Source organism: Sinomonas sp. G460-2 (genome assembly GCF_047759905.1).
Classification (GTDB): domain Bacteria; phylum Actinomycetota; class Actinomycetes; order Actinomycetales; family Micrococcaceae; genus Sinomonas.
On the sequence record NZ_JBKZWT010000113.1, the window covers coordinates 1 to 10,860 of the forward strand.

Genomic DNA, 10,860 nt, shown 5'->3' on the forward strand with positions numbered 1-10,860 from the left:
ACGACGAGGATCAGATCGCCGACCTGAACTCGCGCCTCCACGAGGAGATCGTCACGCTGAGCGGCAACCGACTGCTTCAAAAGCTCATGACGCCGGTCAGCGGTCACGTGAGGCGGCTGTTCCACATCGCGAAGGACCGCGACCAGAGGGAGCTCTACCGCGAGCACGTCGCCATCGTCCAGGCGATCATTCGGGGCAACGCCGAGCTCGCCGCGGCCCTTTCCTTCGCGCACGTCGAAGAGAGCCGCGCCGAGTCGCTTCCGATCGTTGAGCGGCAGCTCGGCGCCCGCCCCGGCGGCGGCGCCTAGGGTTAGAGGGCCTTGACCGCCGTCAGCACCTTCGTGAGCGACTCCTTCGCGTCACCGAACAGGAGCGTGGTCTGCGGCTCGTACAGGAGCTCGTTCTCGATCCCCGCGAATCCCGGCCGCATGGACCGCTTGAGGAACACGACCTGCCGCGCGTCGCCCGCCTCGAGGATCGGCATGCCGTAGATCGGCGAGCCGGGGGTGGACTTCGCGGCGGGGTTGACCACGTCGTTGGCACCGACCACGAGGGCCACGTCGGCCTGTTTGAAGTCCCCGTTGACCTCGCTCATCTCCTTGAGCGATTCGTACGGGACGTTGGCCTCGGCGAGGAGCACGTTCATGTGCCCCGGCATGCGGCCCGCCACGGGATGGATGGCGAACTCGACGTCGATGCCGCGCGCCTCGAGTGCCTGCGCGAGCTCGGCGGCCGTGTGCTGCCCCTGCGCAACGGCGAGCCCGTACCCCGGCACGATGATGACGCGCTGCGCGTACCCCAGCAGGATCGCCACGTCCTCCGCGCTCGAGGACCGCACGGGCCGCTCGCTCACGGCCGTGGACCCCGCCGTCGAGCCTCCCCGGAACGCGCCGAACATGATGCCGGCCACGCTGCGGCCCATCGCCGCGGCCATAAGCCGGGTGAGGATCGTGCCCGACGCGCCCACGAGCGTCCCCGCGACGACGAGCAGCACGTTCCCGAGCACGAGCCCCGACGCCGCGACGGCGAGACCCGTGAACGCGTTGAGCAGCGAGATGACGATCGGCACGTCCGCCCCGCCCACCGGCAGGACGAGCAGCACCCCGACCACGAGGCCCACCACGAGAAGGACGACGGCGACCCCCGCCGATCCGCTCATGACGACGGCGGCCGCCGCACCCGCCGCCGCGACGAGCACCACGCCCATGACCACGGGCAGGCCCGGGAACACGACGGGCCGCGTGGTCATGAGCTCCTGGAGCTTCGCGAACGTGACGCAGGACCCCGCGAACGAGACCGCCCCGACGAGCAGCGTGAAGGCGATCGCGAGCCGGAGCCAGCCGTCGTCGGCCTGCGGGAGCTCGAGAAGCGCCACGAGCGCCGCCGCGCCGCCGCCCACGCCGTTGAACATCGCGACGAGCTGCGGCATCTGGGTCATTTTGACCCGGCGTGCAACGGGCGCGGCCAGCGCGGCACCGCCCAAGATCGCCCCAAGGATCCACGGAATGTTCTCGAGCCGGCTCGCGAGGAACACCGTCACGAGGGCCACGAGCGCGCCGAACGCGCCCACGAGGTTGCCGCGGCGGGCGTGCTTGGGCGAGCTGAGCCCCTTGAGCGCAAGGATAAAGCAGACCGCCGCGACGAGATAGAGCAGTGCTGTCGAGGTCGGGTCGAGAAGAGCGGAGGCGGGGGTCACTTCGCGCCCTCCTTCGCGGCATTCCTGCCGTCCTGCCCGGGGGCATTGCGACCCCGGAACATCTCGAGCATGCGGTCCGTCACCACGAACCCGCCCACGAGATTGGCCGTGGCGAGGACGACGGCGAGCAGCGCCACCGCGAGCACCCATCCGTCCGTGGCCTGGCCGGCCACCGTGATGGCGCCCACGAGGATGATGCCGTGGATCGCGTTCGCCCCGGACATGAGCGGCGTGTGCAGGATGCTCGACACCTTCGAGACCACCTCGAAGCCCACGAACACGGCCAGCACCGTGATCGTGAGCAGCTCGATTCCGCCCATCAGCCCGCTCCTCCCTCGACGTCGTCTTCGACCCGCCTGCCGGACACGCCCGCGCCCGGAACCCCCACACCCGGCCCGCCGAACCCCTCCACGCCGGGCGTCGCGGAGGCGAGCGCCGCGAGAGCCTGCGCGGTGGGCTCGTGCCGCACGTCGCCGTCGTACGTGAGACACGCCCCGGCGACCACCTCGTCGCCGAAGTCCGGGACCACCTGGCCCTCAGCGACCATGAGCGCGATGAAGTTCGCGACGTTCTTCGCGTAGAGGCGTGAGGCGTCCGAGGCCATCGCCGAGGCGGCGTCCTTGAGGCCCACGAGCGTGATGTGGCCCGCGCCGTCGGCCGTCGGGACCTCGACGTCCTCTCCCGCGACCGAGCCCTCGACGTTCCCGCCGGACTCCGCCGCCATGTCGACTACGACCGACCCCGGCCGCATGGCCGCGACCATCTCCCGCGTGACGAGCATCGGGGCGCGGCGGCCCGGGACCGCGGCTGTGGTGATGAGGACGTCCGCCTCCGCGACGTGCGGCGCGAGGAGCTCGCGCTGGAGCGCACCGCGATCGGCGGTGAGCTCGCGCGCGTAGCCGCCCGACGCCGCTGTTGCCTCCGGAGAATCCAAGTCCAGCCGGATGAACGTGCCGCCCATCGAGGCGACCTCGTCGGCGGAGGCCGGGCGGATGTCGTTCGCGGACACGCGCGCGCCGAGCCGCTTGGCCGTGCCGATGGCCTGCAGGCCCGCGACCCCCGCGCCGAGCACGAGCACGCGGGCCGGCGGAACCGTGCCGGCCGCCGTCATGTACAGCGGGAAGAAGCGCGGGAAGCGGATCGCGGCCTCCAGGACGCAGCGGTAGCCGGTCACGAGCGCCTGGGACGTGAGCGCGTCCATCGACTGGGCGCGGGAGATCCGCGGCACGAGTTCGAGCGCGAACGCCCCCACGTGCGTCTCGGCCAGCGCGCGGACCGTGGGGAGCTCGGTCGACGGCGAGGCGAGGCCTACCGTGATCGCTCCGGGCTTGAGGCGCGCGGCCGTGGCTGGGTCGAGGGGGCGTACGTGGGCCAGGACGTCGACGGCGGCGTAGTCGAGGGCCTCGACGATGCGGGCCCCCGCGGCGAGATAGTCGGCGTCGGCATGTCCGGCCGCGGCCCCCGCTCCCGCCTCGACCCGCACCCCGAGCCCGAGCCCTACGAGCTGCCGCACCGACTCCGGCGTCGCGGCGACGCGCCTCTCCCCCGCGAGCCGCTCGCGCGCGATCCCGACGTCCACAGCGCCTCCCCTCGACATTGAGTCCTACGGGTGAAGTGTATTGCGGGTCGCGAGGGATCGGGTGAGGTGGGGGCCGGTCACGACGCGGCAGGCGTGGCGAGCGACGGCGCGAGGGCCGGGGCGCGCTTCATGCCACGCACGGCGTCGGCGAAGCTCTCGAGGTAGGCGGTGCGGCGGGCCGAGGGCGGCCTCGGTTCAGTGGTGCCTGGCGCGGCGTCCGGATAGTGCAGCGCGAGGCCCTCGCGCAAGAGTCGGATCGCCTCGCTGCGCTGCTGGGAGATGGCCGACGACGTGAGGCCGAGCTCGTCCGCGACCTCCTTGACCGAGCGGCCCTCGAGGTAGATCGCCGCGACGACGTGTCGGAGCCGCTCGGGCAGCGAGCCGACGGCGGCCTGCACATAGCGGGTCTGCTCGACGGCGAGGGTGGCTTCCTCCGGGCCGATCGACTCGGCGACGAGCGAGTCCGTGACCGTCTCGTCGAGGGCCCCGACCGTGCGGGCGGCGTCGGTGAGCGCGTCGGCGACCTCCTGCCGGCCGAGGCCGAGCGCCACAGCGAGCTCATCGTGGCTCGGCGCTCGGCCGAGGCCGCCCGTGAGCGTCTCGGTCATGGCCTGGACGGCCTTGATGCGCTTGCGAGTTCCGCGCCCGGCCCAGTCGAGCGAGCGGAGTTCATCCATGAGCGCACCCGTGATGCGGCGGCGCGCGAACGCTCCGAACGGCACGCCCGTGGACGGGTCGAACGCTTCGGCGGCGAGCACGAGGCCGAGCGAGCCGGCGGAGGCCATGTCCTCGCGCGAGAGGTGTGTGGCCCGAGCGCACAGGTCGGAGACGAGGTAACCGACGAGTGGAAGGTTCTCCACCACGAGACGGTTGCGTTCTTCGATATCCACATGCACCCCTGTGAGACCTGCCTGCCGGGAGTCCGGGAGAGAAACCGCAGGTCACGGAGGACCGCACGACTCATTGGACATGTCTATTTCTATGTGGGAGACGGGTTTTACATGTCCATTTGTGCGGCGTGTCGCGTGGATTGACAGAGCGAGTCATTGGGGCGAGTCAAACTGCCCGGCTTCGCGGGCGGTTCCCCCGGTTTCGCGGGCGGTTTCCCCAGCTTCCGTTCCAGCTTCCCCAGCTTCACGACGGACGACGGCGGGACTCACCGGCGGTTCGGGGCAACACTCCGTGGGTTGAAGCCTAAAGCTGGTGAAACCGGCGAAGTAGGTGGTGAAACCGGAGAAGAAGACGGGGAGATTGGCGCCGGACGACGGCGGGACTCACCGACGGCGGCGGGGTCGGTTACTCCGGGAAGCCCGGGAGGCCCCTCAGGATGTCGGACGGGTCGGCGGAGGCCTGCGCCGCCTCGAGATTCGCGCCGGCCACCGCCTCGAAGATCTCCTCGCGCTTGATCGCGAGGTGGCGGGGCGCGTCGATACCGATCCTGATTCCCTCGCTGCCACGGCTCTCGAGGAACGTGATGACGATCTCGTCCCCGATCATGATCTTCTCGCCCGGCTTGCGCGTCAGTACGAGCATGGCTTCCCTTCCGTGGCACCGCAGGCCCGGCGCCTGCTCAGAGCACCGTCCGTGGTGCAGGTGATCCGTCAACCCAGCCTACGGGGATTCCGAGGCCGTTGATGCTATGGGCCGTCCGGGTTTCGCGAGCGCCCACCACCGCGAGGGCGTCGACGGGCAGGTGGGCTCGCGCCGCGGCGACCCAGTCGGCCGTCTCCTCCGGCTTATGCCGGGCGTCCGCCACGAGCCACACCTGGTCGGCGCCGAGGCTCGCGGCAAGACCGAGAAACGGCAGCCCGTCCGCAACCGAACCCAGCGAGCAGGCGACGACGACCGCCGTCTCCGTCTCGACGCCCCGCGCCCGCGCGGCCATCGCGTCCCGCCTGCTCCTGAGCGAGGCGCCACCCAGGCGGAGGCTCCCGAGGCGCAGGCTCCCCGGGGACAGGCCTGGGGACAGGCTTCCCTGAGGCTGGCCCTCCGAGTCAGAGTCTCCAACATCGGCACTGCCGAGGTCGAGACTCGCGTCATACAGCTCCCAGCGCGAACCGTCGCGCGCCATGTCCCGCGCCACGCAGGACGCCGTGTCCCCGAGCCCCGCGACGAGGACGAGATCGCCCGGCGCCGAGAGAGGGACGGGGACGCGTTCGTCGAGGACCACTTCGCTCCGCAGCCGCTCGAGCAGCTCGTCGAAGCCCACGGCCTGGGTCGAGACCGCCTCGGGCGAGACGGCGCGGGAGACGGTCTGCCGGACGGCGGTCGAGGCGGCCGAGGCGGCGGCGGAACCCGATGGCCTGCCGGCGGCACGCAACGAGTCCTCGGTCCGGTCGGCGTCGTCGAGCAGCGCCGCGATCCCGGCCCGCCCGGCGAGGACGTGCGGAATCGCGGGCTCGACAGCAACGACGGCGGGCTCGCCGTCGTCCGGGACGTGCACGGTGACCTCGACGTGCCGCCGCCCGAGGAAACCGCCGATCCCGCCGTCGAGCACGCGCTCGGCCCGGACGATCCGCACCTCGGGGCCGTAGAGCTCGGCTGCCTGCCGGCTCGCGTCCTCGAGCGTCGTGCCCCTAAGCAGGAACTGCTGAGCCAAGGCGCACCACCCCGATCGTCTCGATGTTCACGTTGGTCGACGTGACCTCCGCGTAGGAGAGCACGGGCACGCCGCTGGGCGGCAGCGGCACCATCTTCCGCACGGCCGGGCGCAGCACGGGAGCGCACACGAGCACCGGGATCTTGCCAGAGGACTCCGCGGCCGCGACGGCAGAGCTGAGGGAGATCATGATCGCGTCGAGCTTGGGCTGGTCCATGACGAGCTGCGTCCCGCTCTCCGCGGGCCGCAGATCCTGCACGAGCGTCTGCTCGAGCCCCGGCTCAATGGTGATGACGGTGAGCCGTTCGCCGCCCATGAACCGCCCCACGAGGGCGGGGCCCAGCGCGAGCCGGGCCGCCTCGATGAGGCCCTCCGGCTCGGTCGAGGCCTTCGCTCGCAGCGTGAGCGCCTCGTAGATGCGCGTGAGGTCATTGATGGGCACCTGCTCTGCGAGGAGGCCCTGGAGCACGCGATGGATCTCGGCGAGCGAGAGCAGACCGGGCGTGAGCTCCTCGACGGCGGCCGGGCTGCCCGCCTTGACGCCCTCCGTGAGCACGCGGACGTCCTCACGCGAGAGCAGGCGGGCCGCGTTCGAGCTCACGATCGAGGAGAGGTGCGTGACGAGCACGCTCACGCGGTCGATCACGGTCGCCCCGGTCATCTCGGCGCTGTGGCGCATCTCGGCCGGCACCCATTTCCCGGCGAGCCCGAAGACGGGCTCGACGACGGCGGCGCCGGGCAAGGCATCCAGGAAGTCCCCGAGCGCGAGCAGCTTCCCGGCCGGCGCCGTCCCCCGACCCGCCTCGACCCCCGCGATGCGGATCGCGTACGTGGCCGGCGGGAGCTCCACGGAATCCCGGGTCCGCACCGGCGGGACCACCACGCCGAGGTCCATCGCGATCTTGTGCCGCAACGACTTCACGCGCGCGAGCAGATCGTCCGGCGAGCCGCCCACGAGGTCCACGAGGTCGGGAGCCAGGAGGATTTCAAGGGGATGAACCCGCATCTCCTCCATGAGCCGCTGATTCGGGTCCTGCTCCGCCTCGCCCGCGCCGGTGCCCGCGGTGCCGGACGCGCCGGCGGCAGCACCGCCGTCGTCCGCTGGTCGGATCCGGCGGGAGGCGACGATGAGCGCCCCGCCCACGCCGAGGAACGGCAGCGGCGGCATGCCCGGGATGAGCGCCATGACCACCGCGGCGATCCCCGCGATGAGGAGGGCGTTGCGGGACTGGGAGAGCTGGGTCGAGGCGGCCTGGCCGAGGTCCGCCTCGGCGTTCGAGCGCGTGACGATCATGCCGGTCGAGACGGCCATGAGGAGGGCGGGGATCTGGGAGACCAGGCCGTCGCCCATGGTGAGGAGGCTGTAGGTGTTGAGCGCGTCCGTGATCGAGAGCCCGCGCTGGGCCATGCCGACGCCGAGCCCGCCCACGATGTTGACCACGATGATGACGATGCCCGCGATCGCATCCCCCTTGACGAACTTCGAGGCGCCGTCCATCGCGCCGTAGAAGTCAGCCTCGGCGGAGACCTCGGCGCGGCGCTGCCGCGCCACGACGTCCGTGATGAGGCCCGCGTTGAGGTCGGCGTCGATCGCCATCTGCTTGCCGGGCATCGCGTCGAGCGTGAAGCGCGCCCCGACCTCGGCCACGCGCTCGGCGCCCTTCGTCACGACGACGAACTGGATCACCACGAGGATCACGAACACGACCGCGCCGATGATCATCGAGCCGCCCACCGTGACCTTGCCGAAAGCGTCGATGACCTGCCCCGCGTAGCCCTGCCCGAGGACGAGCCTCGTCGAGGCCACGTTGAGACCCAACCGGAAGAGCGTCGCGACGAGCAGGAGGGACGGGAACACGGAGAAGTCGAGGGGCCGCTTGACGAACATGGCGGTCAGGAGGATCACGAGCGCGAGCAGGATGTTGCACACGATCAGCACGTCGAGCAGCGGCGCGGGCACCGGCACGACGAGCAGGAGCACAATCCCGACGATGCCGACCGGGACGGCCAGGCGGGCGAGGTTTCGGTTCATGCGCGGGCTCCAGGCGGGTGGGGGTTGGGGCGGCGGGGCGGGTGCGGGTGCGGGCGGTGCGGGCGGGAAGGAACAGTGTGTAGGCCCGCGGCCGCGCCGCGGGCCTTGAGCGCCATGACGAACGCGAGCACGCCCGCCACGGCCGTGTAGAACTCGACGGGGATCTCGTCCCCGATCTCGCACGCGCCGTGCAGCGCGCGAGCGAGCGGGACGTCGCGGACCATGGGCACGCGCTCCCGCTCGGCCTCCTCGCGCAGCCGCGCGGCTATCGTTCCCGCTCCTTTCGCGATGATGCGCGGCGCGGACTTCCCGGGTTCGTACTTGAGCGCGACCGCGACGTGCGTCGGGTTGACGAGGACGACGTCGGCCCCCGCCACCGCGGCGATCATGCGGTTGCGGGACATGGCGAGCTGGCGCGAGCGGCGCTGCGAGCGGATGAGCGGATCGCCCTCGCTCGTCTTGTTCTCGTCCTTGACCTCGCGCTTGGTCATGCGGGTCTTGGTGCGGTTCCGGCGGACGACGACGAACACGTCCGCGAGCGCGAGCAGGAGCCCCGCGCCGACGGCGAACCGGAGGAGGGACGCCGCGCCGTCGCCCGCTGCGGCGAGCACGCCGGAGAGCGGGAGGCCGCCCGCAGACATGAGCACGGGGACGAGCCCCTCGACGACGCTCCACAGCACGAGACCGACGACCGCGGTCTTCGCGAGCGCCTTCACCCCGCCCCACAGCGCCTGAACCCCGAACGTGCGCTTGAGGCCCGCGAGCGGGTTGAAGTGCTCGAACGAGGGCGCGAACTTCTTGAAGTGGACGCCGCCCTGCACCGCGGAGCCCGCCAACACGACCCCGAACACGACCGCCGCGAGCGGGCCGAGCGTCCCCGCAAGCGAGCCGAGCCCGTCGGACAGCGCGTCGACGGCCTTCCCAGGGTCCGGGCTCCGGATGATCGAGGCGACGGCGAACAGCTGCGCGGCCCCCGAATTCGCGGCCCGGGAGACCGTGAACGGGAGCATGAGGGCGGCCGCGCCGACGGCGAGCCACGCCGTGAGGTCCTGCGAGCGCGAGAGCTGTCCCTTGGACCGGACCTCGCGCAGGCGCTTGTCGGTGGCCTGTTCGGTGCGTTGCTCAGCCGAAGACATAGCCGCTCACTCCCCTACTCGGCACTTCGCTGGCGGCCTGCGCGTCCCGCACGCACTGCAAAGGAGGCGCATTCACCCCACCCCCAGCAACAGCTGGGCGGCCTGCTGCGCGAGCGAGGACACGATGCGCGGGAGCGCGAGGAACATGAAGCTCGCGAGCGTCACGGTCAGGAGCACCTTGAGCGGGAAACCCATCTGGAACGCATTGAGCGCTGGGGCGACGCGGGTCAGGAGTCCGAGCCCGAGGTCGGCGAGGAACAACACGACCATGAGCGGCCCCGCGATCTGCACGGCTGAGACGAACATCCCGGTGACGGCCGCGGTCATGGCCTCGACCGGGCGGGAGAGGTCCAGGCCGCCGCCGAGCGGGAGCGCCGTGAACGTGCTCGTGAGGCCTCCGATGACGAGCTGGTAGCCGTCGGAGGAGAAGAGCAGCGCGAGCGCGGCCATCTGGAGGAGCCGCGTGAATTGCGCCCCGTTGACCATGCTCTGCGGGTCGTAGCCCTGCGCCATCTGGAAGCCGCTCGAGAGGTCGATGAGCGAGCCCGCAGACTGGATCGCGGCGAACACGAGGTACACGAGGAAGCCGAGCGCGAGGCCCGCGACGGCCTCGAGGACGAGTCCCGTCAGGAAACCGGCCGTGTCGCGCGGCGCGTACCCCCGCCCTGCCCGGGCCGCGACGGCGAGGCCGAGCCCCACGCCGAGCATGGCCTTGATGCGCGCCGGGAACGCGTTGTGGGCGAACGGCGGCGCGACGAACAGGAACGCCGTCATGCGCACGGCGGCGAGGATCATGGCCTCGATCCAAGCTTGGTCGATTGGCACGTTCAGGGCCTGGGCGTTCATGCGCTCACGAACCGTTCAGGAGGCCGGGGATGCGGGCGAACAGATCGTTCGTGAAGGTCACCATCTCGGAGATCATCCAGTGCCCGCACACCACGAGCGCGATGGCCACCGCGACGGCCTTCGGCACGAAGGAGAGCGTTGCCTCCTGGAGCTGGGTGATCGACTGGACGAGCGAGATCGCGAGCCCCACCACGAGGGACGTGATGAGCACGGGCGCCGCGAGCTTGGCCGAGGCGAGGAGGGCCTGAAGGCAGATGTCGAGCACGGCGGACGTGTTCATGCTCAGCCTCCCCGATAGCTCTGGATGAGCGCGGTGATGATGAGGTCCCAGCCGTCCACGAGCACGAACAGGAGGATCTTGAACGGGAGCGAGATCATGACCGGCGGGAGCATCATCATGCCCATGGACATGAGCGCGGCGGAGACCACGAGGTCGATGATGAGGAACGGGATGAAGATGACGAACCCGATGATGAACGCCGCGCGGAGCTCCGAGATCATGAACGCCGGGATGAGCGTCTGGAGCGGCGTGTCCGCGGGCGTCGCGGGGTTCGCGAGGCCCGCGGCGCGGGTCATAAGCGCGATGTCCTCCTGCCGCGTGTGCGCGACCATGAACTTCGAGAGGGGCGCGGCCGCGGCGCTGAACGCGCCCCCGAAATCAAGGTGGCCGCCCAGATAGGGCTGGATGGCGGCGGTGTTGATGTCGCTCACCACGGGCCACATGATGAACAGCGAGAGGAAGAGCGCGAGCCCCGACAGCACCTGGTTCGGCGGCACGGACTGGAGCGAGAGCGCGTTCCGGGTCATGGCGAGCACCACGAAGATCTTGGTGAACGAGGTCATCATGAGCAGGAGCGCCGGCGCAACCGAGAGCAGCGTGATGCCGATGAGCGTCACGACCGCGGCCGAGGGCGCGTTGTCCGGCGCGCTGATCTGCAGGCTCAGGGCACCGGACTGCGGCGCCGGGGACGG

12 protein-coding genes are annotated in these 10,860 nt (G+C 71.1%); 1 reads left to right on the forward strand and 11 read right to left on the reverse strand.

Features of this window, described 5'->3' with window-relative positions; genetic code table 11:
• Positions 1-308, forward strand: a 308-nt coding sequence (locus tag ACLN58_RS11950) for an FCD domain-containing protein (RefSeq protein ID WP_415855480.1), incomplete at its 5' end; no start/stop codon positions are given.
• A gap of 2 nt (positions 309-310) precedes the next feature.
• Here ACLN58_RS11950 and ACLN58_RS11955 read toward each other — a convergent pair.
• From ACLN58_RS11955 to fliP, 11 genes are all read right to left on the reverse strand, one after another.
• Positions 311-1,696, reverse strand: a complete 1,386-nt coding sequence (locus tag ACLN58_RS11955; protein ID WP_415855481.1) for an NAD(P)(+) transhydrogenase (Re/Si-specific) subunit beta — start codon at positions 1,694-1,696, stop codon at positions 311-313.
• Entirely contained in the window at positions 1,693-2,016 is a 324-nt protein-coding gene (locus ACLN58_RS11960; RefSeq protein ID WP_415855482.1) for an NAD(P) transhydrogenase subunit alpha, read from the reverse strand. Before ACLN58_RS11960 ends, ACLN58_RS11955 begins: the two co-directional genes overlap by 4 nt.
• Complete coding sequence (locus tag ACLN58_RS11965; protein WP_415855483.1) at positions 2,016-3,275, reverse strand: NAD(P) transhydrogenase subunit alpha; 1,260 nt, start codon at positions 3,273-3,275, stop codon at positions 2,016-2,018. Before ACLN58_RS11965 ends, ACLN58_RS11960 begins: the two co-directional genes overlap by 1 nt.
• A 77-nt stretch (positions 3,276-3,352) precedes the next feature.
• Positions 3,353-4,165: a sigma-70 family RNA polymerase sigma factor gene (locus tag ACLN58_RS11970; protein WP_415855484.1), complete on the reverse strand. Its 813-nt coding sequence runs from the start codon at positions 4,163-4,165 to the stop codon at positions 3,353-3,355.
• Positions 4,166-4,571: 406 nt separating this feature from the next.
• On the reverse strand, positions 4,572-4,808 hold the full coding sequence (locus ACLN58_RS11975; protein ID WP_415855485.1) for a carbon storage regulator: 237 nt from the start codon (positions 4,806-4,808) through the stop codon (positions 4,572-4,574).
• Positions 4,809-4,845: 37 nt separating this feature from the next.
• Positions 4,846-5,874 carry a hypothetical protein gene (locus ACLN58_RS11980; RefSeq protein ID WP_415855486.1) on the reverse strand — a complete coding sequence of 343 codons (1,029 nt, stop codon included), beginning with the start codon at positions 5,872-5,874 and terminating at the stop codon, positions 4,846-4,848.
• Positions 5,852-7,906 carry a flagellar biosynthesis protein FlhA gene (locus ACLN58_RS11985; RefSeq protein ID WP_415855487.1) on the reverse strand — a complete coding sequence of 685 codons (2,055 nt, stop codon included), beginning with the start codon at positions 7,904-7,906 and terminating at the stop codon, positions 5,852-5,854. Before ACLN58_RS11985 ends, ACLN58_RS11980 begins: the two co-directional genes overlap by 23 nt.
• Positions 7,903-9,042, reverse strand: a complete 1,140-nt coding sequence (locus tag ACLN58_RS11990) for a flagellar biosynthesis protein FlhB (RefSeq protein ID WP_415855488.1) — start codon at positions 9,040-9,042, stop codon at positions 7,903-7,905. Before ACLN58_RS11990 ends, ACLN58_RS11985 begins: the two co-directional genes overlap by 4 nt.
• A 72-nt stretch (positions 9,043-9,114) precedes the next feature.
• Positions 9,115-9,873 (reverse strand): flagellar biosynthetic protein FliR, encoded by a 759-nt coding sequence (locus ACLN58_RS11995; RefSeq protein WP_415855491.1) that lies wholly within the window; start codon positions 9,871-9,873, stop codon positions 9,115-9,117.
• A 19-nt stretch (positions 9,874-9,892) separates the two neighbouring features.
• Positions 9,893-10,168, reverse strand: coding sequence for a flagellar biosynthesis protein FliQ (gene fliQ, locus ACLN58_RS12000; RefSeq protein ID WP_415855489.1), 276 nt, complete (start codon positions 10,166-10,168; stop codon positions 9,893-9,895).
• Positions 10,169-10,170: 2 nt separating this feature from the next.
• Positions 10,171-10,860: flagellar type III secretion system pore protein FliP (gene fliP, locus ACLN58_RS12005; RefSeq protein WP_415855490.1), on the reverse strand; the 690-nt coding region annotated here is incomplete at its 5' end.

Coding starts and splice junctions, on each gene's coding strand:
- ACLN58_RS11960 (WP_415855482.1), bottom strand. CDS start 2,016: ATGGGCGGAATCGAGCTGCTCACGATCACGGTGCTGGCCGTGTTCGTG.
- fliQ (WP_415855489.1), bottom strand. CDS start 10,168: ATGAACACGTCCGCCGTGCTCGACATCTGCCTTCAGGCCCTCCTCGCC.
- ACLN58_RS11985 (WP_415855487.1), bottom strand. CDS start 7,906: ATGAACCGAAACCTCGCCCGCCTGGCCGTCCCGGTCGGCATCGTCGGG.
- ACLN58_RS11990 (WP_415855488.1), bottom strand. CDS start 9,042: ATGTCTTCGGCTGAGCAACGCACCGAACAGGCCACCGACAAGCGCCTG.
- ACLN58_RS11975 (WP_415855485.1), bottom strand. CDS start 4,808: ATGCTCGTACTGACGCGCAAGCCGGGCGAGAAGATCATGATCGGGGAC.